Below are 25,532 nucleotides of genomic sequence, written 5' to 3' on the forward strand. Positions count from 1 at the left end.
ACAGCCGCGCAACAGCGATAGCGGTGCCCATCCAAGGGAGGATGACAGCATGGACTACGACTACGTCATTGTCGGCGGCGGTTCGGCCGGTTGTGCATTGGCCGCGCGACTGGCCGACGGTGCGCCGCAGTGCACGATCGCGCTCATCGAGGCGGGTCCGCCCGACGACAGCTTTCTCGTTCGCCTGCCGCTGGGACTGGCGGCACTCGTGCCGTTCCGATCGCGCCGCAATTACGGCTATCGCACCACACCCCAGGCGGGATTGGGCGGACGTCAGGGCTACCAGCCGCGTGGGCGCGGCCTGGGCGGATCCAGCTCGATCAACGCCATGATCTACACGCGCGGCCACCCCGACGACTACAACGATTGGGCGCAGGCCGGATGCGACGGCTGGGGATGGGACGACGTGCTTCCCTACTTCCGCCGCAGCGAGAACAACGAGCGCAACACGCATGGCGCCGACGCGTGGCACGGCAGCGGAGGTCCACTCAACGTTGCCGACCTTCGCACGATCAATCCGTTCTCGCGTCATTACGTCGACGCCGCGCGTGAGGCCGGATTTCCGGTGACCGACGATTTCAACGGTCCGCAGTACGAAGGCGCGGGCATCTATCAGGTGACGCAAAAGGACGGGCAACGATGGAATGCCGCGCGCGCCTATCTGCATGGCAAATCGCGCGCGAACCTTCATGTGATCACCGACGCGCTCGTGCAGCGCATCGTCTTCGACGGCAAGCGCGCGACGGGCGTCAGGCTGCAACGTCGCGGCGCACTCGAGACGATTCGCGCTCGCGCCGAAGTGGTGCTGAGCGCCGGCGCGTTCAACTCGCCGCAGTTGCTCATGTGCTCGGGCATTGGCCCCGCCGCACAACTTCGCGCGCACGGTGTGGCCGTGCTTGTCAACGCGCCGGGGGTGGGCGAGAACCTGCAGGACCACATCGACTTCATCGTCAACAAGTACGTTGCGCACCGTGAACTCGTCGGCTACACCCCGGCGGGGCTCTGGCATCTGCTCACGCAGGGTTTCGAATATCTGCGCACACGCCGCGGGTTGTTCGCGAGTAATGTGGCCGAAGCCGGTGGTTTCCTGAAGAGCGATCCGGCGCTCGCGCGGCCGGATTTGCAGATGCACTTCCTGGTCGGGGTTTGCGACAATCACAATCGCCGCGTGCATCTGCCGCGCGGGCTGTCGCTGCATGCTTGCGTATTGCGACCCAAGAGCCGCGGGCGCGTGACGCTCGCCTCGGCGGACATGCGCGACGCACCGCTCATCGACCCGGCCTTCCTGCAGGCGCAGGAAGATGTCGACACCTTGCTGCGCGGTGTACACGTGATTCGCCGCATCCTCGCCGCGCCGTCGCTCGCACGGTTCGGGGGACGGGAGTTGCACAGCCGTGGCGTGGAATCGGACGAAGCGCTGACCGCGCTGATTCGCGAACGCGCCGACACCATCTATCATCCCGTCGGCACCTGCCGGATGGGCAGCGATGCGGCGTCGGTCGTCGATCCGGCATTGCGGGTGCGCGGCGTGGAGGGACTGCGCGTGGTGGACGCGTCGATCATGCCCACGCTCATCGGTGGCAACACCAACGCGCCGTCGATCATGATCGGCGAGAAGGCGGCCGACCTGATGCTCGCCCACGCCGTCGGCGCGCCGCATACGAGCGCCGCCACGCCGCGCGCGTCGTCGACACCGTCGGAGGGTGCACCGGCCTTAGCCGCCCGGATACAGCCACAGATCCAGGAACCGCTCGCCCCATAGCGCGCTCGCCAGTGCGCCGAGACTCAGCCACGGTCCGAACGGCAGCGGCGCATGCGCGGCGCGGCCGCGCCAAAGCGCCAGCACCGCAAAGGCGAGGGTAGCCGCGGTGGCGCCGAACGCGAGCATCAGCGGCACGCCAACCCAGCCGAGCCACGCACCGCACGCGGCCACGAGCTTGGCGTCGCCCCCGCCCAGACCGTCCTGACCGGTCAGCGCGCGGTACGCGCCGGCCATCGTCCACATCGCACCGTATCCCAGCGCGGCGCCGGTCACCGCCGCATCGACGGGCAACGTCACCCCCGCGGCGCTGCACAGCAATCCGGACCATACCAGCGGTAACGTCAGCGCGTCGGGGAGCAAGCGTGTGTCCGCGTCGATGAGCGCGAGCGCCAGCAGCGTCGCGCCGAACCCACACCAGGCGAGCATGGGCAGATACTGCATCAAAGGCAGAAAGTGCCACGCAATCGCCGCGAACATGGCCCCCGCCACCACTTCGACGAGTGGATATCGCACGGAGATTCCCTCGCCGCAACCGGCACAGCGTCCGCGCAGCCAGAGATAACCAAGTACGGGGATGTTGTGCCGCAGGGCGATGCGCGTCTCGCAACGCGGACAGTGCGATGGCGGCCAGGCCAGATTGAAGCGTGGCGCAACCGGCGGCAATTGCCCGGTCCATTCCGCCACCTCGCGCGCCCATTGCGCTTCGAGCATGCGCGGCACACGATGCACAACCACGTTCACAAAGCTTCCGACGAGCAGGCCGAATGCCCCCATCATCGCCATCGCGACATCGTTGGGCAATGCGTGCAGCGCCTGCCAGAGCGGATCGAGTGACGGCGGCATCGTCAGAACATCGTGCGAGCGTACTCGCCCGCCGCATGACCGATCTGCAACATGCCGCCGACCGTGAAGATGATGGTCAGGCCCACGAGCGCCAGCAACACCGAGCGCAGGGTCGCCGAACGCAGTTTGATGCGCTCGGCCACCTCCTCGATCGTCATCAGCCCGATCTTGCGAATGCCGGCGTCGAAGTTGGTTCGCCCCGAATACTCGACGAGCCGGTCGAAGATCTCTTCATTGAAAATGCCCGTGTCCATCGCCTTGATCATGCTGCGCTCGCTCTTGAGCGAGGCGCGCATGCGCAGCAAATGCCATCGCAGCCAGGGCGACGCACGTCCGAGCAGCAGGGAGATGGCGTCGAACACCGAGGTCTTCGCGCCCGTGAGGGCGGCGAGCGCGACGAGAAATTCGCCCGCCCGCACGTCGCGATACACGGCGTAGGGACCGATGGTGTCGACGCGCTGGCGCAACGGCCCCGTCCACCGACTGAACGACAGCGACATGAGGACGACGAGCGCGACCGGCACGCCGTAGAGCAGCGGCCACCAGTTGGCGACGAAGCGCGACATGGCATACAGTCCCGCGCCGACCAGTGGGAATTTCTCCGGCGGCATGATCTCCGTCATGATCGGCATCATGCCGTACGCCACGCCGAGCTGGATCGCGGCGAGCAGCACCGACATGAAGATCGGCAGCGCCACGGCACCCGCGATGGCCGCGCGCGTCTGTTGCTGGAGCGTGACCACGCGCGCGAGAAACCGCAGCGTGCCGGGCAAGTCACCCTTCTCGCCGGCCGCGATGACGACCAGGTCTTCGTCGGGGATAGTGCCCGCCCATGACTTCTGCAAGTTCTTCGAGCTCGCGCGGTCGCGCCACACGGCGTAAAGCGGTGCCATCGGATTGCGACGTTCCTTGGCACGAGCGTATCGGCGTGAGAAGAGCTCGAACGGATTGGCACCGTCCTCGATGGCGTCGGCGAAATCGCTGTAGAACTTTGCGCGGCTCTTGCGAAATCGCCGCTTCGCCTTCGCCAGTCCCGGATAGGGATCGCGGTCGGTCGTGAGCCTGGCGAGCAGGCGGTTGGCAGCGTCGATCATGAGGGAAACCCCGAAGTGTCAGACACGGTGCGCGCGTTCATACACAGGCGAGCCGGCGCGACGCGGCACCGCCCGGCGACGCCGTCTGACGAAGATGAAATTTCTTGAGCTTGCAGAAGGCCGCTTCGACGTCGCGCGGATCGACGAGACCCTGCGACATCTTGAATATCGCGTGCTCCATCGCCGACTTGCCGGTCATGTCGGGGCTGGTGAGATCGCCGTCGTGGCTCGCGCGCCAGTGACGCTCCGCCTCCCAGAACTGGCCGGCGCGCAACAGCTCGAGCAGCTCATCGGTCAGTTCGCACACTTCGGCGACGACTGTCTGCCCACTGGTGCCCCGTCCGTGACACCGCTCGCAACCGGGTCCCTCCACGCGCAGGGCCGTGGCGTCGACGCCCAACGCGCCGATGACCGCGAGCGTGGCGTCGTCGAGTCGTTCGCGCGCGGGTCGCTTGCAGTGCTCGCAAAGCACCGGAATGAGCTTCTGATAGACGATCGCCGTGAGAAAATTCGGCGCGGCCACGGCGGCAAGCGGCATGCCGATCTCGTCGCTCACGAGCCGCGACACGATCCCGAACGCGCTCGACGCATGCACGGTCGAGAGCACCTGATGGCCCGTCTCCGTCATGGACTTCGCGAACGATCCGGTCTCCGCGTCGCGAATCTCGCCCGGCATGAGCTTGTCCGGATCGCCCCGCAGCAGCACCTTGGCGGCGGCGCCGAACGCCGAATCTCCCGGGCCGTCTTCCGCGCGACGCTGAATCGGGATCTGCGTCATGTGGGGCTGAATGTATTCGACGGGATCCTCGATGGAGAAGAATTTCTTGCCGGAGTCGCGCTCGTAGGTCATGAGCGTGCGCAGCGTGGTCGACTTTCCCGAGCCCGTCTCGCCCGCGATGACGGTCAGCCCCGGGCTGCGATGCACCGCGTCTTCGAGGACCTCGATCTGGTCCGCGGAGTAGCCGAGCTGTGCCAGCGTGAGCACGTCGCCTTCCGTCGCCTCGTTCACGAGCAGGCGCAGCACCACGTCCACCCCGCGATTCTCCTTCACGCTCTGGAAGCGCAACTGATACTTGCGCTGGCGCAACGTGACCGGAATGGAGCAGCTCTGATGCTGCGCCTCGTCGAAGTGGTTGTGGCTGCGACTGCTCGGATCGGCGCGCGAGTTGTACGCGGCGGACACGGCGTCGAGCATGGCGTGATAGTCGCGTGCGAGACGATCGTTCTCGCCCGTCAGGCGCAACTTGCCATGAATGCGCATGCGCACCCGCACCTGCCGGTTGTCGCGAAATTCGAAGTGGATGTCCGACGCCCCCGCATCGATGGCACGCTCGATGATCAGATCGAAATTTCGATACGCACCGGTGCGACGCTCGTCGTGCCGGTCGTCGCCGTCGCCCTGCTGCTGCAGGCGTGACTGCATCAGCAGGATTTCTTCGGTGGTGCCGACGTAGATACCCTCCAGATCGAGGCGATGCCTGGCGCGCACCGCCTGATCGAAGCGTTCGAGCAGATCGGAGCCCTGTGTGCGCAGGAACGTCGTGTGCTCGAGCAACACCAGATACAGGCGCGGCTTCATCGCCACGAGAACCAGCGAGCCGTGCTCGGCACCCGCCAACGTGATGCCGAGATCCTGTCGCCAGCCGAACGCCTGAATCTCCGGCTCGCGCAGATCGGCGATGGGCTGGGCCACGACGCGCGCGCCGGAGCGGCGCCCCAGACGCAGCAGCCCGGCCCGCAACCGCTCAGCGAGGGGATGCATGGGACAACCCCGGCGACTCCCGTCCACCTGCCGAACGGTCATCGGTCTGCTCAGGCAGCGCGGGCGCGGCGCCGAACGTGTTGGGCAACAACAGGCGCCGCCGCTGCGCCCCGCGACGCACGTCGACGAAATCGTCGCCGATGGCCACGACCTGCCAGTCGCCCACCTTGTCGCCGCGCGTCACGTTGCGGCCATAGCGGCCGTCCACGCGAAGATAGGCGGCCGTCGTGTTCTCCACGCCGTAGATGAAGAGCAGTTCGGGCGGCACGTCGGGGCGCACCGGTCCCGCCGTCACCGCCCCCGGTGCCGGATGGACGGCCTGCGCTTCGCCAGCGTCCTTCGCGGCCTGCGCCGCCTGCGACGCCTTCAGATGAGCGCGCGCGAACGCGTCGATAGTCTCCTCGGCGGACGCGCCGGCGGCCGTCGCGAACGCGCACGACGCGGTCAGCAGAACCGCACATGCCGTGTGAAAGGACTTAATGGACATAGTAGGTTCCTTGAGCGGAGAAGACGGGTTTGCCGTCGTCGATGACGACCTTCAGCTCGGAGAGCGACATGTTGCCGGCCCGCATCATCAGGCCGGCGACCGAATCGAAAAACGCCAGATGCCCGGCCATCTTCCATTCCCCTTTCGACAGCGGGGGCGGCACGTCGTCGCGCGACGTCACGCCCGGCGGCACGGGCACGAGCGGTTCGGGCATCGTGAGCGCGATGTCCATGCCGTAATCGCCCAATGCCTGCAGTCGCGCACCCGCGGTGCGCAGGAATTGATTTCGCGGCACCGGCGTGACGCGCGCCTCGCCATCGTCTTCCAGCGACTCGATCTCGTTCCTGGCAGAGGCGTCGCCTTTCGCGGCGCCCAGCGACGCCGCCACGGTGCTCGCCGCGTGCGCTTCGTCCGGCGCGATCGAGACGGTTTCGCGGGCGTGATCCAGATCGACGATCCTGGCATCGGGCCGCTGCGAGAGAAGCAGGTCGAAGGTACCGCCTTCCCGACGGCGCCATTCGATCTCGCATCGTTGCGCCTTGCAGTCGATGCTCGCCGGTCGCCATCCGCCGGCGTTCGCCGGCAACCGCTGCACGACACGCTGCAAGTGCCGCGCGTACGACGCGCCGGCCGAGAACGGCTCAGCCGCGATGGCCCGCGCCAGCGCCTGCCGGTACGCCTCGACCGGATCGACCCGATTGGCGGCCGCGCGTCTGGCCTGTTGCGCGTCGTCGTACCATCGCCATCCCCACCACCCGGCTGCCGCCATCATGACGAGCATGGCGAGCACACCGCCCGCGAGCTTGATGGCTCGCGTGGGCAAGGCCTTCCGCACCGGCCTCAGGTGTGCCTGCGCAAGCGCTTCGTTCCCCGAGGAAGCGACGATGTCGTCAAGCGTCAGTACCACGTCGGCATGCGGAAGACAGGCACGCTGGACGCCCGCGATTTTCACCGGCCCGTCGACCTCTGCGCACCATTGCTCCAGACGCGCCGCGACCCGCTCGGCCGGCACGCTCAGATCGAGCTCGGGACGCCGGTCCCGGAGCGTGACGAACAGGATCATGGCCGGATCGTCCGGGTCGGGATGCAGGAAGGCGACGTTCGGCCCGTCGACGAGCGCCCCGATCAGGCACGCCAGCGCGGGGCCGCCAGGCTCGGTGCCGTCGACGGCGCTCGTGGGCAGGGACACGAGACCGACGGTGCGCGTGCCCGCGCCGTCGTCGGTCACGACGAAGTGCGAGGCGTCGCGACTGCGAGCGAGACTGCGGATCTCGGCCATCTCCTTTTGCAGCCCGATGAGCGTCTCCCACTGCACCCCCACGACCAGGTGATTCGACAATGCACGGCCCATGTCACACGCCCTCGGTCAGTTCCGGCGAGATCAGAATCACGACCTCGTTGACGCGCTGATGCGCCTCTTTCGTGCCGCCCTGATAGTTGAAGATGCCGTCGCGGTCGGTGCTGTCGTCCTTGCGTCGAAAGCCGCTGAGCACGAGCGTATCGCCCGATTTGAGCGACGCGCGCTGCATCGTCTGTACCGACGCGGTCAGCGGCAACTGCATGAACGTACCAATGCCCAGGCCGTCGTCGCTGCGGTCGCGCCGGTCCCGCGCATCGCCATCGTCGCGGATGTCCACGCGCGGCCCCTTGCCGTCCTCACCCAGCCGCACGCGCGCGCTCGCGCCCTCGCCACCGCTCGCCGACTCCTTGCCCGTGCGCAGGTTGATCTTCTCGAGCCGCTTGAGATCGGACATGTCGATCTGCACCTGGAGCATCACGCTGCGGTTGTCCATCAGCGTGGGCAGCAGGTTCATGACGAAGCCCGTTGTCAGCACCGCCTGTTCGGCCGTGACCACCGCCTGCCCACCGTAGTTGCCGGGCGTCATCTTCGTTTGCGCGACAAAGCCCTGGTTCTGCGTGACGGCCACCGGCGCGGGCTGGTTGTTCAGCGTGACCACCGTGGTGTCGATCACCGTGCTCACCCGCCCCTGCTGGCTGAGCGCCTTGAAAAAGGCCGTGGAGCCGGCCAGGCGCCCGTTCGGAATCTTCGTGAGACTCAGGCCGCCGCGATCGCCCATCAAACCGCCGCTCAGCGCCGGACCCGACAAGCCGGCGACCAGGCCGCTCGCGGACTGGTACACCAGCTTCCAGTCGATGCCGGCCGCCGAGCGCTCGGTCAGATCGACGGAATAGACCTGTACCCGGAGCTTCACCTGTCTTCCGAGCACGGCGTTCTCGGCGTCGATATAGCGCGCGACCCGTTCGACGACATCCGCCGTATCGGTGACGACGAGCGAACTCGTGACGACCGACGGCGTCACGCGCCCGCCCGGCGAGAGCATGTCCGTCACGGTCTTGACGAGGTCCGCCCAATAGTCGAGTTCCGACGCCACGGTGACGTTCGCATCGGCGTTGAAGCTCAGGTCGACACCGCCCGGCGTGCCGCCCCCGCCGCCGTCGGTCGAACCGCGATCGGCCTTCATCTTCGAGGCCTTGCCGACCGACGCGCGATACGATGAACTGCCAGGCATCATCTTGATCTGGAACGTCCGCGTGACATAGCGGGCGAATTGCACCACGCCGTCGCGATAGCGCCAGTGGGTGCCCGACCGGTGAGCGATGGTGTCCAGCAGTCCGGAGAGCGTGCCGTGGTATTGCAGCGGCACGGCAGGCTCGCCCGACTCGGTGCAGCTCACCTGAAAGAGGGCGCCGGCACCACGACCGCCGAGTCCGCTCCTGCCGTCACGCAGATCGCGGCCCATGTCGCCGGCGGTGTCGCACGCCACGTCGGAAGCCAGGCGAATCGTCAGTCCGTTACCGCGCGCCACCTGCGCGAGCAATACCGACATGGGCAATGGGGCGCCGGTCGAGAAACGAACATTGCGCTTGAAAAACTCGGGAAGTGCGACGGTCGCGCTCACGGCAACCGATTTCTTCGACAGCCACGCGCCGTCGACGTGTTCGATGGCGCGGATCGGCGGCGCCGAGCGCGTTGCCATCGACGCCTGGGCGGCCGCCCGCGTCTCGGTGACATTCTCGTCCGTCCTGGTCAGCATCCCCGGCGTGCCGCACGCCGCCAGTAACGTGATGGCGCACAACACGCCGAGTCGCTTTCTCATGGATTACCGCTTCCGTAGTCGTTGGCCGCGCGCGAGGCGCGGCGCTTGTCATTGTGTGGCGTGCACCACGCGCAGCACGCGATTGGCGTCGTACACCTTCACGCGAATCGGCGCGTCCGTGTTCTGCAGCGAGCGCACGATCTGTTCGACGATGCCGAGAAAGTCCCCACGGAACGTGGCCGGATACTCGATCGGGAAGTCGCGCTCGATTTCCCAGGCAAGTTGCCAGCCGTGGCGCTCGGCGTAACGCCGCATGGCCTGCGAGACGCGGCCGTCTGCCGGCCGCAGCACGAGCTCGAGACCGGCGGCGCGCGACGGTGGCAAGGAAGCCGGCGACGCCACGAAGCGCCGAGCGCCGTCGACGGACGCCGGCGGGAGGTCACCGTCGCCGGCACGCAGGGTCTGGGTGGCCTGGCTCGGGCGGCGGTGTGCCGGCGTCGTGGATTCGGCGGCGGCCGCCTGCGTGAGCGGCTTGTGGCTCGCGAACGTCCACGTCGCAGCAGACGCCGGTGCCCCCGCCTCGAGCGCGTGCACCGGCGACATTCCGCTACCGAGCGCCGCCAGGAGCGAGGCAATACGCATGCCGGAAAGAGTCATGTTCGGTTCGCCTCCATATCAGGTCCCCGGGAACCCTGCTCATCCGGCGATGGTGAAGTCCAGATCCGCCTGCGTGACATCGTTGCCGCCGTTGGATTTGCACGCGTCCACGATCTTGGTCTTGTCGACTGCGTCGCCCTTTTTGATTTCCGCGCCGTTGATGCTCAGCGTGGCGAACGTGCCGATCATCTTCGCCGCGAATTCCTCGCACTGCGCGCTCGGATAGCCGACCGACCTGACCATGACGCCGCTGGAGGGATACGTGGTGCCGGGTACCGGATTGATCGTGATGTTGCCGCCGAAGCGATTGAGCAGCGACTTGCCCCCGTTAGTGCGATTGAACGGCTCCGCCACGGCCATCTCCAGGATCTTTTCCGGGGTCGATTGCGTCGTGAGGATGCCCGAGGCCACGCCGTTCTGCACGGCCAGCGCCGACATCTGCCAGTCCTTCATTTCCTGAGAGAGCTTCACGCTGTTCATGAGCCGCGGCACACCGACCATCGCGCCAGCCATGATCAGGCCCATCACGGCGACGGCGACCGAAAGTTCCACCAGGGTGACGCCGCGCTGCCGGCGCTGACGCAGTCCTTGACCCCGGGGTGTATGGCGTTTCGCGATGGCGTTTGCGTCGGTACGTACAATCATTTTTCCGATCCGAATTTTCGAGAGGTTGAAAGAAACGACGCCGCGCTCCGAGATACCTGGCTCGCGACGACAGGGCCGATTTATGCCCGAACACCGGGCGTCGCGTTGTGGCCTGCAGCGCGTGTCTTTCGCAAATTGACATTCGGCGCAAGCAAGAAATCGCCCATCCACGCACCATTTCCGACACCTCCGTGCGCACCGCGAAAACCGTCCCGATACGGACGAAACGCACGCCAATACAAACGCGCGAACGCATGCGGCCCACGCAGCGGCAGGCAAGATGTCAGGAAAAAATCAGAATGTGACTAGACGCAAGCCGAGGGCACACAAAGGCGAGCGAAAACGGGGGAATTCAGCAGATTCACAAGCCTGACGACACGGCCGGATGCGGGTAAGGGTGTGGAGGGAGTTCGGCGGGCGCATGACCGCGTTCTCGGCCGGCGTCGCTGGCCACCTTGTCGCCGGGCAGCGCGAACGACGGTGCCCGCGCGGCTCACTCCACCTTCATCCCGGCCAGTTCGGGCCTACCCGGCGGATAGGTCAGCTTCAGTTCGGTCAGCGCGTGCACCAGCAACTCGGCCACCATCAGGTTGCGGTGGCGTTTCGAATCGGAGGGCACGATATACCAGGGCGCATGCTCCGTCGAAGTGGCAGATAACGCCGCTTCGTACGCCTTGGTGTAGTGCGGCCAGAAGCTCCGTTCCTTGAGATCGTTGAGCTCGAATTTCCAGTGCTTGTTCGGATCGTCGATACGCTCCTGCAAGCGCTTGCGTTGCTCTTCCGAGGAGATGTACAGGAAGCACTTGATGATGTGCGTGTGGTTGTCCGAGAGCAGACGTTCGAACTGATTGATGTGCTCGTAGCGGCGCTTGCATTCGTCGGAATCGATCCAGTCGTGCACGCGCGTGATGAGCACGTCTTCGTAGTGGCTTCTGTTGAAGATCACCAGTTCGCCCGCCGCGGGCACCACCCTGTGCACGCGCCACAGGAAGTCGCGCGCCAGCTCGATGGGTGTCGGCGCCTTGAAGTTGGCTACGCGAATGCCGAGCGGGTCGACGTTCTGAAAGACGGCGCGAATGGTGCTGTCCTTGCCGGCAGTGTCCATGCCCTGCAGCACCAGCAGCACGCGATGTTTGCTGTTGGCATGCAGGATCGTCTGCAATTCGTCGAGCTTGAGGGCAAGCTCGGCCATGCGCACCTTGTCGTCATCCTTGCTGTCGCCGGCGAACGGCTTGTCGGCCGGATCGAATGCCGACAGGTCGAGCTTCTTGCCGAGCGCTACGCGGTATTTCTCGAACATCGCCAACTCCTCGTGACATGCCTGACCGACTCACCGGCAGTATCTCGCACTTTTCACGGCGCACAAACAAGCGCCGCGCGAGCGTCGCGCGAGTACGCCGCCGTGCCGGGCGTCGCGGGCAAAAAAAAGCGCGGCGCCCTGAGGCAACCGCGTCTTTTCCTTCAGGCCGGCGAGGCCGGGGCGCCGTCCGGATCGGAGCGCCGGTTCATGCGCAATGCTTGGCGCGCCACGTCAGGTAACGCGCCCGTGGAACGGCGCGACCGGCTCAGGCGCCGAGCTTCTTCTTGAGCAGTTCGTTGACCTGCGCCGGGTTCGCCTTGCCCTTGGTCGCCTTCATTGCCTGACCGACCAGCGCGTTGAAGGCCTTCTCCTTGCCCGCGCGGAACTCCTCGACGGACTTGGCGTTGGCCGCCAGCACTTCGTCGATGATCTTCTCGATCGCACCGGTGTCCGTGATCTGCTTCAGCCCCTTCGCCTCGATGATGCGATCGGCGGCGGCGTCGTCGGTGGCACGCTCCTCCCACATCAGTTGGAAGACTTCCTTGGCGATCTTGTTCGAGATCGTGTTGTCGGCAATGCGGGCGAGCAACCCGGCCAGTTGAGCACTCGAGACCGGACTGGCCTCGATCGTCAGGTCTTCCCGATTGAGCAACGACGACAACTCGCCCATGATCCAGTTCGCGGCGGGCTTGGCGTTCGCCTTGCCGGCCTTGGCGACCACGGCTTCGAAGTAGGCGGCCTGCGCCTTCGACTGCGTGAGCACCGCGGCGTCGTAGTCGGACAGGCCGTACGTTTCGACAAAGCGCGCCTGCATGCCGGCGGGCAGCTCGGGCAGCGCGGCGCGCACGCGATCGATCCATTCGCTGTCGATCACGAGCGGCATCAGGTCCGGGTCCGGGAAGTAGCGGTAGTCGTGCGCGTCTTCCTTGCTGCGCATCGAACGCGTTTCCTTCTTGTCCGGATCGTACAGACGCGTTTCCTGCACCACTTCGCCACCATCCTCGATCAGTTCGATCTGGCGGCGCACTTCGTACTGAATCGCTTCTTCGAGAAAGCGGAACGAGTTCAGGTTCTTGATCTCGGCGCGCGTACCGAACGCCTTCTGGCCGACGGGCCGCACGGACACGTTCGCGTCGCAACGGAACGAACCTTCCTGCATGTTGCCGTCGCAGATCCCGAGCCACACGACCAGGCCGTGCAGCGCCTTGGCGTAAGCCACGGCCTCGGCCGCGCTGCGCATGTCGGGTTCGGTCACGATCTCAAGCAACGGCGTGCCGGCGCGGTTCAGATCGATGCCCGTCATGCCGGCGAAGTCCTCGTGAAGCGACTTGCCCGCGTCCTCCTCGAGGTGCGCGCGCGTGAGCGTGACAACCTTTTCATAGGCCTCGCGGCCGGTGCGCGGATCGGCGTCGACCTGAATCTTCAGCGAGCCGCCCTGTACCACCGGAATCTCGTACTGGCTGATCTGATAGCCCTTGGGCAGGTCGGGATAGAAGTAATTCTTGCGCGCGAAAATGCTGCGCGGCGCGATCGTGGCGCCAATGGCCAGACCGAACTCGATCGCGCGCTCCACCGCGCCGCGATTGAGCACGGGCAGCACGCCCGGCAGCGCCAGGTCCACCGGGCAGGCCTGCGTGTTGGGGGCGGCGCCGAACTGCGTCGACGCACCCGAGAAAATCTTGGAAGCGGTGGAGAGCTGTGCGTGCGTCTCCAGACCAATAACGACTTCCCATTGCATAAGGTTCACCCTGTCTCAACTTGTCGGCGTGGCGCGCTCGCCCCGCCGTCGACACCGGTCGCCCCGTGTGGGGAGCGCCCCGGCCTATTCTTCCTGTGCGGACATGCCGACCGGCAGGCCCGCGCGCCAACCCGCGAGCCCGGTCGCCGGTCGCCCGTTACGACCTCGCTACGACCTCGATGCGAGCCCGTTACGAACGGCCGGTCACCGGCGCGTATCCGCCGCGCAAATCCCCGAGCGCGGATCGAAGCTCACCGGCCAGGCGTTCTGGTAAATGCCCGGCGTGCAGTACGCCTCGCAATTGGCATGTCCGATCGTCACGTTGCCCGGATCCTGCCAGATGAGCAACTGGCAATTGCCGCGGTTCGCGCGCAGCTCGATGCTCGGGCGCCATTTCGTCTGGTGGAAGTCCGCCAGATTGAAGTGACAGCTGCCGCGATTGCCGACCCACAGACGCCAGTCGAGCGTCTGCACCTGGTTGGCCGACACCTTGAGCGTCGCCTGTTCGCGAAAGCCATCTTCGTCCGTCTGCGAGCAATAGCCCGACAGATTGATCTCGCGGTAGGCGATGGGCGTGGGCCGCCCGATCGGCAACGAGCACGACGCGAGCGTGAGCACCATGCCCGCCAGCGCGAGCGCCTTTGACGCCACACCTGCCGGGCCGGCAATGCCGGTGCGCGCGGGCGGGACCCTGGTCGACACGTAGGGGGCACGCATGATCAGACGCCCGCCGGTGCACGCTTGTGCCAGTCGGTCGCGCGTTGGAACGCGTCGGCCACTTGCAGCAGGCGGGCTTCGTCGAAATAGTTGCCGATGAGCTGCAGGCCGACCGGACGCGCGTCGCGTCCCTGCCCGACCGGCAGGCTCATCCCCGGCAGACCCGCCAGGCTCACCGACAGCGTGTAAATGTCGGCCAGATACATCTGCACCGGATCGGCGCTCTTCTCGCCGAGGTTCCACGCCACCGACGGCGCCACCGGCCCCATGATCACGTCGCACTGGGCAAACGCGTTCTGGAAGTCCTGCCCGATCAGGCGACGGATCTTCTGGGCCTGCAGGTAGTACGCATCGTAGTAACCGTGCGAAAGCACGTAAGTGCCGACGAGAATGCGGCGCTTGACCTCGGTGCCGAAGCCTTCGGCGCGCGACTTCTTGTACATGTCGAGCAAGTCGCGGTACTGCGCGGCGCGATGACCGAAGCGCACGCCGTCGAAACGCGACAGGTTGGACGACGCTTCGGCGGGCGCCAGCACGTAGTACACGGGGATCGACAGTTCCGTCTTCGGCAGCGAGACCGGCACGCGCACGGCGCCGAGCTTCTCGAATTCGCTCAGGGCCGAGTCGATGGCGGCGCGCACGTCGGCGTCGAGGCCATCGCCAAAGTACTCGGACGGCAACCCGATGCGCAGACCGGCCAGCGGCTTGTCGGCCGTGGCGCCGTCGAGCGGCTTGCCCAGACCGCGCGCGAAGTCTTCGTCGCCGCGCTCGAGGCTGGTCGAATCACGCGCGTCGAAGCCCGCCATGCCGTTGAGCATCCATGCGCAGTCCGCGGCACTGTGTCCGAACGGACCGCCCTGGTCGAGCGACGAGGCGAACGCGATCATGCCGTAACGCGACACGCGGCCATAGGTCGGCTTGATGCCCGTCACGCCGCAAAAAGCGGCTGGCTGACGGATCGAGCCGCCGGTGTCGGTGCCGGTCGCCGCCGGGGCGAGGCGCGCGGCCACCGCGGCCGCCGACCCGCCGGATGAGCCCCCCGGCACGGCGCGCGTGTCCCACGGGTTCTTCACCGGGCCGAAGTACGAATTTTCGTTCGACGAGCCCATGGCGAACTCGTCCATGTTCGTCTTGCCCAGCGTGACCATGCCGGCATCGGCCAGACGCTCGACGACGGCCGCGTCGTAGGGGCTCACGTAGTTCTCGAGCATGCGCGAGCCGGCGGTGCTGCGCCAGCCGCGGGTGACGAAAACGTCCTTGTGCGCAACGGGAATGCCCAGCAGCGGCTGGTTCGCGCCGTCACCGGCGGCAATGCGGGCGTCGGCCGCGCGCGCCTGCGCAAGGCTCGCCTCGGCGTCGACGTGCACAAAGGCATTCAGATCGGCCGCACCCGCGATGCGGTCCAGGTAATGCTGGGTGAGCTCGACGCTCGAGACGCGCTTGGCGTCGAGCGCGGCGCGCAAATCCTGCAGATGAATCAGATCTTGTTCCATGGTGGCTGCTGTACTGAGTGGCGCGTGAGAGAGTGCGCGATGCCGCACGGCGCGGCACGACGCGGATACGCGAGCGCCCGGCATGCGGCCCGGGTCGGGTTCGCGTGGCCCGCCTGACTCATTCGATGACCTTCGGCACCAGATACAGGCCGTCCTGCACGGCGGGCGCCGGACGCTGATTGGCGTCGCGGTCGACCACCTCAGTCACCGCATCGGTGCGCAGCCGCTGCGCCACCGCCTGAATTTGTTCGATCGGATGCGCAAGCGGTGCCACCCCGGTCGTGTCGACCGACTGCATCTGCTCGACGAGCGCGAAGAAGCCGTTGAGCTCCTTTTCCATGTGAGCCGCCTCGTCATCGGCCAGCTCGAGACGCGCGAGGTGGGCAATGCGTTTGACGTCTGAGAGATTCAAAGCCATGAAGAAATCCCGAAAAATTGCGCATTGGAGAGCAGCCGGATGCATGCCTGACGCCGAAATTAGGGCCAGAATGCGGAGATTCTGCGATCAAAGGGGAATATTCCCATCATTTCTCTCCGCGCACCGGGCTGCGCAGGACCGCCGGCACGCCATGCCGCAAGGCTCCCGGCATGCGTGGCGGGGGCGTGGAATGTGGCCTCAACGTGCTTGTTTTTCCTGCAAAACCTGCGAAATTATAAGGTATCATTGCGCATTAAATTTGCGTCGGAGCGTGTTTTTGCACCCTTCGGCGCTGTCGCGCAAGCGGGCCTCGACGCGTTCGGGGGGCGTGACAGACGATCGCGCAGTCCATCGGAAGACCCTGACGCGACGGATTTATGACGGCAGCCCCGCCTCCTGCCCGGTACAGCATTCCTCGGTTTGTCCGCACGTTTCGCGAGCCGCTAAGCAGCGCCTGGCGATTTTTTTGCGAACAGGCCGGAACCCAGATGACAGGCCGCCGTCCCAGTCACATCCATTGGGACGGCCTCACGCAAACACAGGATTTTGCATGTTCGGTTTTCTTCGCAGCTATTTCTCCAACGACCTGGCCATCGACCTGGGCACGGCCAACACCCTCATCTACATGCGCGGCAAGGGCGTCGTTCTCGACGAACCGTCGGTCGTCGCCATTCGCCAGGAAGGTGGCCCGAGCGGCAAGAAGACGATTCAGGCCGTCGGTAAGGAAGCCAAGCAGATGCTCGGCAAGGTGCCCGGCAACATCGAGGCGATCCGCCCGATGAAGGACGGCGTGATCGCCGACTTCACCGTGACCGAGCAGATGATCAAGCAGTTCATCAAGATGGCTCACGAGTCGCGTCTGTTCTCGCCGTCGCCGCGCATCATCATCTGCGTGCCGTGCGGTTCGACCCAGGTCGAGCGCCGCGCCATCAAGGAAGCGGCGCACGGCGCGGGCGCCTCGCAGGTGTACCTGATCGAAGAACCGATGGCCGCCGCGATCGGTGCCGGTCTGCCGGTCTCGGAAGCCACGGGCTCGATGGTCGTCGATATCGGCGGCGGCACGACCGAAGTGGGCGTGATCTCGCTGGGCGGGATCGTCTACAAGGGTTCGGTGCGCGTGGGCGGCGACAAGTTCGACGAAGCCATCGTCAACTACATCCGCCGCAACTACGGCATGTTGATCGGCGAGCAGACCGCAGAAGCGATCAAGAAGGAAATCGGCTCGGCCTTCCCGGGCTCCGAAGTCAAGGAAATGGAAGTCAAGGGCCGCAACCTCTCCGAAGGGATTCCGCGCGCCTTCACCATCTCCAGCAACGAAATCCTCGAAGCGCTGACCGATCCGCTCAACCAGATCGTGTCCTCCGTGAAGATCGCGCTCGAACAAACCCCGCCGGAACTGGGTGCGGACATCGCCGAGCGCGGCATGATGCTCACGGGCGGCGGCGCGCTGCTGCGCGATCTCGATCGCCTGCTCGCCGAAGAGACCGGCCTGCCGGTGCTCGTCGCCGAAGACCCGCTCACCTGCGTGGTGCGCGGTTCGGGCATGGCGCTCGAGCGCATGGACAAGCTCGGCAGCATCTTCTCCTACGAGTAAGCCAACGTGCGTGGTTCGTCATCCGGCGCGGTGGGACCTTTCCCCCCACACCTCGCCCCGGATGACCTGCCCCGCGGCAAGACCCCGCGCGCGGCGCTTGCGCTCAAGCCGCTGCGTCGCACCCGACTGACCTCATTCGCGCACCGCGGCGTCTCGCTGCGCGTGCTTCCCTGAAGGGCCCACCATGCAGTACAGTCCGCCGCCACTGTTCAAACAGGGACCGTCGGCGTTGGCCCGGCTGATTTGTTTCGTCGCGCTCGCCATCGGCCTGCTCGTGGTCGACTCGCACTACAACACGCTGGAGCGGGTCCGGGCCGTCGTCGGCACCGCGCTCTATCCCGTGCAACGCATGATGCTGATGCCGCGCGACGCCATTCTGGGCGTCGCGAGCTTCTTCTCGACCGAGTCGCAGCTCACCGGCGAAAACAGCGCGCTGCGCGAAAAGAATCTGGAATTGTCCGTTCAGGCCCAGCGCAACAATCAGCTCGTCGCCGAGAATGAGCATCTGCGTCAGATGCTCGAGCTGCGCCAGCGTCTGCCCGTACCCAGCATCCCCGCCGAAATCGAATACGACACGCGCGACCCGTTCACGCAGCGCGTGGTGATCGACCGCGGCACGAAGCATGGTGTGAAGCTCGGTGCGCCGGTCGTCACCGAACAGGGCCTGCTCGGCCAGGTCTCGCGCGTTTTCCTGCTGCAAAGCGAAGTCACGCTGCTCACCGACAAGGAACAGGCGGTGCCGGTGCAGGTCACCCGCAGCGGCGTGCACAGCGTGATCTATGGCGGCTTGCGCGGCGACGTGCTCGACCTGCGGTTCATTCCGCTGTCGGCCGATGTGAAGGTCGGCGACGAAATCGCCACCAGCGGCCTGGACGGTATTTATCCCGCCGGCCTGCCCGTGGCCCGCATCACGAAGGTCGACCGAGTCTCCGACACCGCGTTCGCACGCATCCTGTGTCAGCCGGTGGCCAATCTGCGCAGTCAGCGGCAGGTGCTGGTGCTGCAATACACCACGCCGCTCGCGCTGCACCCCGACGCCGCCGCCGATCTCGCGCGCGCCTCCGATCCGTCCGCCAGCGGCGCCAAGCCGGCGCCCAAGGGCGGCACGCGCGCGGATCCGAAGCTCGCGCCGGGCGCCCGCAAGGGTCATTGAGGAATCGACATGTCACGACCGCAATACATTCTGCTGCCGGTCAATCCGTACTTCATCGCGCTCAGCCTCGTGGTGGCGTTCCTGGTCAACCTGATGCCGTGGGGGCACGCCCCCGCCATGCCCGACTTCGTGGCGCTGGTGCTGATGTTCTGGAACATCCATCAGCCACGCAAGGTCGGCATGGGCGTGGCGTTCGTCCTGGGGTTGCTCATGGATGTGCACAACGCCGGGCTGCTGGGCGAGCATGCACTCGCGTACACGCTGCTGTCGTACGGTGCGATCATGATTCACCGCCGCGTGCTGTTCTTCACACTGCTCGGTCAGGCATTGACCGTGCTGCCGCTGCTGCTGCTCGCGCACGTGGTGCCCTTCATCATTCGTCTGGCAACCGGCGCCGCGTTCCCGGGCTGGTGGCCGCTCGCGGCAAGCTTCGTCGAAGCGCTGCTCTGGCCGGTCATCAGTATCCTGCTGCTGGCGCCGCAGAAGCGGGCCGTCGACCGCGACGACACGCGTCCGATCTGAGGGGCACAATGCCTGTACGACTGCACCACCGAGCCTCGCCCGCCCACTCAGCATGACCGAGTTCAAGAATCCCCAGCAACAGCTGCAGACGTTTCATCTGCGGGTGACGGCGGCCGCGCTTTTCGTGCTGATCTGTTTCAGCCTGCTCGCGGTGCGCTTCGTCTACCTGCAGGTCTTCCGTCATAACCAGTACGCCTTGCAGGCGGACGAAAACCGCGTCTCGCTCGCGCCGATCGTGCCGAACCGCGGCGTGATCATGGATCGCAACGGCGTGGTGCTTGCACGCAACTACTCCGCCTACACACTGGAAATCACGCCCTCGAAGATCGGCCGCCCGCTCGAGGACGTGATCACCGATCTGTCCGACGTGGTCGAAATCACACCGCGTGATCGCGCGCGCTTCAAGAAGCTCATGGACGACAGCAAGAGCTTCGAGAGCCTGCCGATCCGCACGCGACTGACCGACGAGGAAGTCGCCCGCTTCACCGCGCAACGCTTCCGCTTCCCCGGCGTCGATGTGCACGCGCGCCTGTTCCGTCAGTACCCGCTCGGCGAGACGGCCGCGCACGTCATCGGTTATATCGGCCGGATTTCCCAGCGCGACCGCCAGCGCATCGAGGCGATGAGCGAGGAAAACGACAGCGACAGCGCGAAGTACGACATCCGGCGCGATGTGAACAACTACAAGGGCACCGATTACATCGGCAAGATCGGCGTCGAGCAGAGCTACGAGACACAGCTCCACGGCATTACCGGGTTCGAGGAAATCGAAGTGACGGCTGGCGGCCGCCCGGTGCGCACGATCTCCCGCACTCCCGCCACGCCGGGCGACAACCTCGTGCTGTCGATCGACATCAAGCTTCAGCAAGTGGCCGAGCAGGCATTTGCCGGACGCCGCGGCGCGGTCGTTGCCATCGAACCGAAGACGGGCGACGTGCTCGCCTTCGTGTCGGCGCCGAGTTTCGATCCGAACCTGTTCGTCGAGGGTATCGACCAGCAGAACTGGGACGCCCTGAACAACTCGCCCGACCGGCCGCTGCTCAATCGTCCGCTGCGCGGCACCTATCCGATCGGCTCGACGTACAAGCCGTTCATGGCACTCGCCGCGCTGGAGCTCGGCAAGCGCACGCCCAACTGGGGCTTCCAGGACACGGGCTCGTTCACTCTGGGCAACCACACGTTCCGCAACGACGTGCGCAATGGCCAGGGTTGGATCGACATGTACCGCTCGATCGTGGTGTCGAACGACACGTATTACTACATGCTCGCGCATGACCTCGGCGTCAACGCCATTCACGACTTCATGGCGCCGCTCGGCTTCGGTCAACTCACGGGCATCGACATCGAAGGCGAAGCGCGCGGCATCCTGCCGTCGACCGAGTGGAAACGCAAGGCGTACAAGAAGCCGGCGCAACAGAAGTGGTACGACGGCGAGACGATCAGTCTGGGCATCGGTCAGGGTTACAACTCGTTCACCATTCTGCAACTCGCCCACGCCACGGCCACCCTGGCCAACAACGGCGTGGTGATGAAGCCTCACCTGGTGAAAGCGGTCGAAGACCCGGTGACACACTCGCGCCAGCTGACCGTGCCGAAGGAAAGTGCGCGCCTGCCCTACAAGCAGGCCGACATCGACTTCGTCAAACGCGCGATGGTCGGCGTGATCAAGGAGGGCACGGGGCGTCAGGCGTTTGCCGGCGCACCGTACGAGGCAGGCGGCAAGACCGGGACGGCGCAGGTGTACTCGCTCGGCAAGAACGAGAAGTACAACCACAACGCGATTCCCGAGTTCAAGCGCGACCACGCGCTGTTCATCGCCTTCGCCCCCGCCGACGACCCGAAGATCGCCATCGCGCTGATCGTAGAGAACGCAGGCTGGGGTGGCACGCAGGCCGGGCCGGTCGCCCGCCGCCTGCTCGACTATTACCTCATCGACGAACCGAAGGAACGCGCCGCCGAGGCGGCCGCACTGCAGGCGGCGGCGTCCGGCGCCACCGCGGCGTCGGCGGCAACGGCGATCTCGGCCACGCCCGACGCCCCGCCCGCGAGCGCGGCCGAACTCGGTGCACGCGCAACGGCGGCAACGGCGGCTACAGCAGCTACAGCGGCGTCGGCGACCTCGGCAACGCCCGCACGCGACACCAAGGCATCCGCCGCGGGGGGTACCGTTCCGGGCACGCCGAAGCGCGAGACGCCGGCCGTGAGCCCGACCGTCGCCGACGAGGCCCGTCATCGCGCCGCCATCCGGGCCCAGGGCGCGAAAGGAGCAACGCCATGATGGCGCTCGACAAACACACCTGGAAAGAGCAGGTCCGACGCGTTTTCGCCGCGTTCGACAAACCGCTCGCCCTGATCGTCTTCCTGTTGCTTTGCGTGGGGCTGGTCACGCTCTACAGCGCGAGCATCGACGTACCCGGGCGCGTGGAAGACCAGATCCGCAACATCGTGCTCACGTTCATTCTGATGTGGGTGCTGGCGATGTTGCCCACGCAGACGCTCATGAAGTTCGCCGTGCCGCTGTACACCGCGGGCGTGGCCTTGCTCATTGCGGTGGCGATGTTCGGCCTCACGAAGAAGGGTGCGAAGCGCTGGCTGAACGTCGGCATGGTGATCCAGCCCTCCGAGATCATGAAGATCGCCATGCCGCTGATGTTGGCCTGGTACTTTCAGAAGCGGGAAGGCAACATCCGCTGGTTCGACTATCTCGTCGCGATTGCGCTGCTGGGCGTGCCGGTCGGCCTGATCGCCAAGCAGCCCGATCTCGGCACCGGTCTGCTGGTGGCCGCCGCGGGTCTCTACGTGATCTACCTGGCCGGCCTGTCGTGGAAACTCATTCTGCCGGTGCTCATCGCCGGCGTGCTGGGCATCGGTACGATCCTCGCGCTCGAAGACAAGATCTGTCAGCCCGACGTCGAATGGTACGTCCTGCACGACTACCAGAAGCACCGCGTGTGCACACTGCTGGATCCGACGTCGGACCCGCTGGGCAAGGGCTTCCACACGATCCAGTCCGTCATCGCCATCGGCTCGGGCGGCACAACGGGCAAGGGTTGGCTCAAGGGCACGCAGGCGCACCTGGAGTTCATCCCGGAAAAGCACACCGACTTCATCTTCGCGGTGTTCGCCGAAGAGTTCGGCCTGATCGGTGAAGGTGTGTTGTTGTTGCTGTACCTGCTGCTCGTGGCGCGCGGGCTGGTGATCGCGGCGAGCGGTGCCACGCTTTTCGGCCGATTGCTCGCCGGCGCGGTCACGATGATCTTCTTCACCTATGCCTTCGTGAACATGGGCATGGTCAGCGGCATCCTGCCCGTGGTGGGTGTGCCGCTGCCTTTCATGAGCTATGGAGGCACGGCGCTGGTGACGCTCGGCCTCGGGGTCGGCATTCTGATGAGTGTCGCGCGAGAAAAGCGTCTCATGCAGAGCTAGCGAGTCTATCCCGATCACGCCAGCAAGACGGCAGGGCATCCGCCCTGCCGTTTTTTTTTACCGGTCGCCGGGAACGCGCGTCGTGGGATACGTCCCGAACCCGATTCGCCGGTGCCGCACCGCCGCTTGCCACTTCATTTCAATGAGCGAAACGTGGGATACCGCCCGGCGCAATTTGAATAAAAAGAATGCCACCCCGACAACGCATGCGCGCGGGGCGTTGCGCCGCGCCGGCCCCGCTGGCATGGCGCGACGCCCCGCGACGTGCAACTCACCGAGAGAGGCTCTGGCATGACGATCTCATTGCAGGCACTGGCCGCAAATTCCGCCCCCCTGATCGACAATCTGGCGGCGGCCGACCCCACGAAGCTCCGATTCGCGATGAGGAACGACGGCACGCTCGTCGTCTACAAGGGGCACAAGTACCTGCTTCACCCACAGCAATGCCGACGCGCCATGTCGTTCATGAAACGCAACGACCTGCTGGGCGAGCGCCGCAGCCACCTGAATCCGAAACATCTGCGCCTGAACAGCGAACCCGCCAGGAAGCTGGTCGACCTGGTTCGGTCGGCCACAGGCGTCGGCAAGCCGCTTACCGACGCCCCCTCGCATCGCAGTGCGGCGGGCAAGGTGAACCCGATGGTCACGCTGGCGAACCTTCGAACGTCGCGCCTGTTCAACGGGTTCGACGCGGCAAGCCCACAGCCGAGCCCCACGCCGTCGCGCGCCTCCAACTATTCGAGCAAGTCGCTTGAATACACCCCGGGCAAGGCGGTCGAATTGCGGTACAAAACGACGCGTGAAGGTATCGAGGCGTCCAACCGTCGCGCGCTTCACGTGCTGGACCGTCCTCCCGAAACGATGGCCTGCGGCGGCCATCCCGACACGCCGCCGCCGCCCTATCACTTCCCGTATGGCTCCCCGTCGATGTCCCCGGTGAATCGTGCCGAACGCCCCTACTCCGACGACCGCACCGCGCCCCCCGCCTCCCAAGCACTGCCGCCGGTGCCACCGAAATCCGATCGACAGGGCCTGATCCGCACATACAACGCCTTGTTGAACAAAGGTGAGGGCCTTCCCACGCAATCACGCATCCTGGCCGACGACGACCCCGTGCCCCAGCGTCCCATCCCCAAACCAAGGTTGCACGCGCAATCCCCCGCCCCCGTCGGAACATCCGGCACACCCGCCACGCTCGACACGCCCAGCGCACCCCGCACGCCCGACATCGCACGCCAGGCGTCGGCAGCGTCATCCGCGTCCAGCGACAGCGACACCTCCGCCGCCGGCAGCGAGCGGGGTCAGGCCTACATCGACGATCTGAGCCGGTCGCCCCGCACCGTTCGACTGGCGCATCGCATGCGGACGAACCAGACGTTGTGACGCAAGGCCGCGCGCGTGGGCATGAGCCAATCCTGCAAGCGACATCGCTCGCCGACCATGACCATTGGCTGACGAACGTTCAGAATTCGGGAGACAAACCACGCATGGCATCGATCCATACCCAGATCAACGCGGCCACCATGACCAGTCTCGAGGCCGAGCAGCTGCATCAACTGATCTGCCGTCACGCGATCGACCCTGCCAGGACAACCGTGGGCGTGACGCGCGACGGCAAGCTCATTTTGCTCATTGGATGGAGCGCCTACCGCCACCCGCGCCTCTGGCGACGCGCGCGCGACATGGCGCTCGCCTCGCTGGCGCTGGCGAGTCTGCCCGCGCGCGGCGTGGTGCAGACGCGTCCGGGCCTTCGCGCCATGCGCCTCGATCAGCCGTTCGTCATCGTCTGGCTGGTGCGCAACGCGTCGGCTTGCGTCAAGCAACGCGTGCTGCAAAGCATCCGGCGACAGCTCGACTGGCGTGGCAATCCGGAAGTCTGCGCGATCGACATTCTCGAGCACGGCCGCGCGCACGACGCGCTGTCCGAACTCAAGCTACGCATGGGTTCGGCGCAGAACCTCGTGGGGCATTACAAGCTGCTCACCGAGCGCGACTCTCCCTACCGCGACCATTACCACCGTGAATTGCCGGGCAGCCGCGAGCGCAAGCTCTGGGTCGCACGGCACACCGCGCTGCGTGCGCACGACGGTACGTGCCTGCCCGCGAGCGTCGTGCGAGTCGGCGATCGACCGCTCGCGGTCGTGTGTCAGACACCGCAGCCCGGTGCAGTCGAAGCGTATCTGAGCATGTTGATGACGCTGCGCCCGCCGGTCGTGGTGCATGTCACACCGCAATGCGAGCCGCACGGCGCGGAGCGTCACGACGGGCCGATTCACGTCCAACGGCGTCACGTCACGACAAGCACGGCGGCGGAATTCGTCACCGACTTCAGCGCCTATTCGACCACGCTGCGCTCATGCGAGCGCGACGTCACGTTTTCCGTGCTGCATGCGCCGTATCGTCACACGCCGGATGTCCCGTCCGACCGGCTATACGTCACGCAGACGCTTCAGTTCGTCGAGAACGCACTGCGGCACATGCCGATGCCCGACGACACGCCGACGCGTGGCGTACCTGCCGGCACCGCCGGCTGTCCCGTCGTGGTTTTCGATGACACCGACGGCATCGCCGGCGTGCTCGTTGCCGCACTCGCGCTGTCTCGTGGCTCGCCCGACTGTCTGAGTGTGGAGCAGGTCGTCACCGATATCCGGTTGACGGGCTCCCCGCAACTCATCGGCACGACGCATCAGCTCGAAGTCATTGGGGCGTTCGCCGACGATCTGCGCGTGCCGCTGCTGATGCACCGCTAGCCGCATGCGAAGTCCCGCGCGGCAGCCCGCCGGCTTGGCTGCGTTGCCGCCCGCTTGCCCTCCCGCATTTCGCCACCCCACGTTACGCGATGCCATCGTGTGAAGGAGATTG

General features: G+C 66.0%; 21 protein-coding genes. 8 read left to right on the plus strand and 13 right to left on the minus strand.

Going from position 1 to position 25,532, the window contains the following annotated elements; genetic code table 11:
* Positions 1 to 49: 49 nt before the first annotated feature.
* On the plus strand, positions 50 to 1,762 hold the full coding sequence (locus PMO31116_RS06985; protein ID WP_246185180.1) for a GMC family oxidoreductase: 1,713 nt from the start codon (positions 50 to 52) through the stop codon (positions 1,760 to 1,762).
* On the opposite strand, the gene PMO31116_RS06990 is transcribed toward PMO31116_RS06985, so the two are convergent.
* The 13 genes from PMO31116_RS06990 to gatC all read right to left on the minus strand — a co-directional run bounded on the left by PMO31116_RS06990 (position 1,715) and on the right by gatC (position 15,975).
* Entirely contained in the window at positions 1,715 to 2,605 is an 891-nt protein-coding gene (locus PMO31116_RS06990; RefSeq protein ID WP_246185181.1) for a prepilin peptidase, read from the minus strand. The two genes, PMO31116_RS06985 and PMO31116_RS06990, sit on opposite strands and share 48 nt — an antisense overlap.
* Before the next feature lie 2 nt (positions 2,606 to 2,607).
* On the minus strand, positions 2,608 to 3,699 hold the full coding sequence (locus PMO31116_RS06995; RefSeq protein ID WP_150566087.1) for a type II secretion system F family protein: 1,092 nt from the start codon (positions 3,697 to 3,699) through the stop codon (positions 2,608 to 2,610).
* Between the two features lie 37 nt (positions 3,700 to 3,736).
* Positions 3,737 to 5,461, minus strand: coding sequence for a GspE/PulE family protein (locus PMO31116_RS07000; RefSeq protein WP_174970928.1), 1,725 nt, complete (start codon positions 5,459 to 5,461; stop codon positions 3,737 to 3,739).
* Complete coding sequence (locus tag PMO31116_RS07005; RefSeq protein WP_150566089.1) at positions 5,445 to 5,948, minus strand: hypothetical protein; 504 nt, start codon at positions 5,946 to 5,948, stop codon at positions 5,445 to 5,447. Before PMO31116_RS07005 ends, PMO31116_RS07000 begins: the two co-directional genes overlap by 17 nt.
* Positions 5,938 to 7,299, minus strand: a complete 1,362-nt coding sequence (gene pilO2 / locus PMO31116_RS07010) for a type 4b pilus protein PilO2 (RefSeq protein ID WP_150566090.1) — start codon at positions 7,297 to 7,299, stop codon at positions 5,938 to 5,940. Before pilO2 ends, PMO31116_RS07005 begins: the two co-directional genes overlap by 11 nt.
* Position 7,300: 1 nt before the next feature.
* The gene (locus PMO31116_RS07015; protein WP_150566091.1) at positions 7,301 to 9,067 is read right to left on the minus strand and encodes a secretin N-terminal domain-containing protein; all 1,767 of its coding nucleotides are present in this window, start codon (positions 9,065 to 9,067) and stop codon (positions 7,301 to 7,303) included.
* 48 nt (positions 9,068 to 9,115) lie between these two features.
* A complete protein-coding gene (locus tag PMO31116_RS07020; protein WP_150566092.1) occupies positions 9,116 to 9,664 on the minus strand; it encodes a toxin co-regulated pilus biosynthesis Q family protein in 549 nt (182 codons plus the stop codon).
* 39 nt (positions 9,665 to 9,703) lie between these two features.
* Positions 9,704 to 10,309: a type II secretion system protein gene (locus PMO31116_RS07025; protein WP_150566093.1), complete on the minus strand. Its 606-nt coding sequence runs from the start codon at positions 10,307 to 10,309 to the stop codon at positions 9,704 to 9,706.
* A gap of 493 nt (positions 10,310 to 10,802) precedes the next feature.
* A complete protein-coding gene (locus tag PMO31116_RS07030; protein WP_150566094.1) occupies positions 10,803 to 11,609 on the minus strand; it encodes a polyphosphate kinase 2 family protein in 807 nt (268 codons plus the stop codon).
* Between the two features lie 265 nt (positions 11,610 to 11,874).
* On the minus strand, positions 11,875 to 13,347 hold the full coding sequence (gatB, locus tag PMO31116_RS07035; RefSeq protein WP_150566286.1) for an Asp-tRNA(Asn)/Glu-tRNA(Gln) amidotransferase subunit GatB: 1,473 nt from the start codon (positions 13,345 to 13,347) through the stop codon (positions 11,875 to 11,877).
* A 204-nt stretch (positions 13,348 to 13,551) separates the two neighbouring features.
* Positions 13,552 to 14,016: a hypothetical protein gene (locus PMO31116_RS07040; protein ID WP_425494779.1), complete on the minus strand. Its 465-nt coding sequence runs from the start codon at positions 14,014 to 14,016 to the stop codon at positions 13,552 to 13,554.
* 50 nt (positions 14,017 to 14,066) lie between these two features.
* A complete protein-coding gene (gene gatA / locus PMO31116_RS07045) occupies positions 14,067 to 15,557 on the minus strand; it encodes an Asp-tRNA(Asn)/Glu-tRNA(Gln) amidotransferase subunit GatA (protein WP_150566096.1) in 1,491 nt (496 codons plus the stop codon).
* 118 nt (positions 15,558 to 15,675) lie between these two features.
* On the minus strand, positions 15,676 to 15,975 hold the full coding sequence (gene gatC / locus PMO31116_RS07050) for an Asp-tRNA(Asn)/Glu-tRNA(Gln) amidotransferase subunit GatC (RefSeq protein WP_058376796.1): 300 nt from the start codon (positions 15,973 to 15,975) through the stop codon (positions 15,676 to 15,678).
* Between the two features lie 550 nt (positions 15,976 to 16,525).
* Here gatC and PMO31116_RS07055 point away from each other — a divergent pair.
* The 7 genes from PMO31116_RS07055 (at position 16,526) to PMO31116_RS07085 (ending at position 25,420) form a co-directional block, all read left to right on the plus strand.
* A complete protein-coding gene (locus PMO31116_RS07055; RefSeq protein ID WP_010805637.1) occupies positions 16,526 to 17,569 on the plus strand; it encodes a rod shape-determining protein in 1,044 nt (347 codons plus the stop codon).
* Positions 17,570 to 17,753: 184 nt separating this feature from the next.
* Entirely contained in the window at positions 17,754 to 18,722 is a 969-nt protein-coding gene (mreC, locus tag PMO31116_RS07060; RefSeq protein WP_150566097.1) for a rod shape-determining protein MreC, read from the plus strand.
* A 9-nt stretch (positions 18,723 to 18,731) separates the two neighbouring features.
* Positions 18,732 to 19,244, plus strand: a complete 513-nt coding sequence (mreD, locus tag PMO31116_RS07065) for a rod shape-determining protein MreD (protein ID WP_023598106.1) — start codon at positions 18,732 to 18,734, stop codon at positions 19,242 to 19,244.
* A gap of 52 nt (positions 19,245 to 19,296) precedes the next feature.
* Positions 19,297 to 21,522, plus strand: a complete 2,226-nt coding sequence (mrdA, locus tag PMO31116_RS07070) for a penicillin-binding protein 2 (protein WP_150566098.1) — start codon at positions 19,297 to 19,299, stop codon at positions 21,520 to 21,522.
* Entirely contained in the window at positions 21,522 to 22,670 is a 1,149-nt protein-coding gene (rodA, locus tag PMO31116_RS07075; RefSeq protein WP_150566287.1) for a rod shape-determining protein RodA, read from the plus strand. Before mrdA ends, rodA begins: the two co-directional genes overlap by 1 nt.
* A 291-nt stretch (positions 22,671 to 22,961) precedes the next feature.
* A complete protein-coding gene (locus PMO31116_RS07080) occupies positions 22,962 to 24,053 on the plus strand; it encodes a hypothetical protein (protein WP_150566099.1) in 1,092 nt (363 codons plus the stop codon).
* Between the two features lie 104 nt (positions 24,054 to 24,157).
* Positions 24,158 to 25,420, plus strand: coding sequence for a protein-tyrosine phosphatase family protein (locus tag PMO31116_RS07085; protein ID WP_150566100.1), 1,263 nt, complete (start codon positions 24,158 to 24,160; stop codon positions 25,418 to 25,420).
* Positions 25,421 to 25,532: the final 112 nt, after the last annotated feature.

It is taken from the genome of Pandoraea morbifera (assembly GCF_902459575.1).
GTDB lineage: Bacteria > Pseudomonadota > Gammaproteobacteria > Burkholderiales > Burkholderiaceae > Pandoraea > Pandoraea morbifera.

Coding starts and splice junctions, on each gene's coding strand:
- mrdA (WP_150566098.1), top strand. CDS start 19,297: ATGACCGAGTTCAAGAATCCCCAGCAACAGCTGCAGACGTTTCATCTG.
- PMO31116_RS06990 (WP_246185181.1), bottom strand. CDS start 2,605: ATGCCGCCGTCACTCGATCCGCTCTGGCAGGCGCTGCACGCATTGCCC.
- PMO31116_RS07030 (WP_150566094.1), bottom strand. CDS start 11,609: ATGTTCGAGAAATACCGCGTAGCGCTCGGCAAGAAGCTCGACCTGTCG.
- PMO31116_RS07000 (WP_174970928.1), bottom strand. CDS start 5,461: ATGCATCCCCTCGCTGAGCGGTTGCGGGCCGGGCTGCTGCGTCTGGGG.
- PMO31116_RS07025 (WP_150566093.1), bottom strand. CDS start 10,309: ATGATTGTACGTACCGACGCAAACGCCATCGCGAAACGCCATACACCC.
- PMO31116_RS07015 (WP_150566091.1), bottom strand. CDS start 9,067: ATGAGAAAGCGACTCGGCGTGTTGTGCGCCATCACGTTACTGGCGGCG.
- PMO31116_RS06985 (WP_246185180.1), top strand. CDS start 50: ATGGACTACGACTACGTCATTGTCGGCGGCGGTTCGGCCGGTTGTGCA.
- PMO31116_RS07005 (WP_150566089.1), bottom strand. CDS start 5,948: ATGTCCATTAAGTCCTTTCACACGGCATGTGCGGTTCTGCTGACCGCG.
- gatC (WP_058376796.1), bottom strand. CDS start 15,975: ATGGCTTTGAATCTCTCAGACGTCAAACGCATTGCCCACCTCGCGCGT.
- PMO31116_RS06995 (WP_150566087.1), bottom strand. CDS start 3,699: ATGATCGACGCTGCCAACCGCCTGCTCGCCAGGCTCACGACCGACCGC.
- PMO31116_RS07020 (WP_150566092.1), bottom strand. CDS start 9,664: ATGACTCTTTCCGGCATGCGTATTGCCTCGCTCCTGGCGGCGCTCGGT.
- pilO2 (WP_150566090.1), bottom strand. CDS start 7,299: ATGGGCCGTGCATTGTCGAATCACCTGGTCGTGGGGGTGCAGTGGGAG.
- gatB (WP_150566286.1), bottom strand. CDS start 13,347: ATGCAATGGGAAGTCGTTATTGGTCTGGAGACGCACGCACAGCTCTCC.
- PMO31116_RS07085 (WP_150566100.1), top strand. CDS start 24,158: ATGGCATCGATCCATACCCAGATCAACGCGGCCACCATGACCAGTCTC.
- PMO31116_RS07055 (WP_010805637.1), top strand. CDS start 16,526: ATGTTCGGTTTTCTTCGCAGCTATTTCTCCAACGACCTGGCCATCGAC.
- mreD (WP_023598106.1), top strand. CDS start 18,732: ATGTCACGACCGCAATACATTCTGCTGCCGGTCAATCCGTACTTCATC.
- rodA (WP_150566287.1), top strand. CDS start 21,522: ATGGCGCTCGACAAACACACCTGGAAAGAGCAGGTCCGACGCGTTTTC.
- mreC (WP_150566097.1), top strand. CDS start 17,754: ATGCAGTACAGTCCGCCGCCACTGTTCAAACAGGGACCGTCGGCGTTG.
- gatA (WP_150566096.1), bottom strand. CDS start 15,557: ATGGAACAAGATCTGATTCATCTGCAGGATTTGCGCGCCGCGCTCGAC.
- PMO31116_RS07080 (WP_150566099.1), top strand. CDS start 22,962: ATGACGATCTCATTGCAGGCACTGGCCGCAAATTCCGCCCCCCTGATC.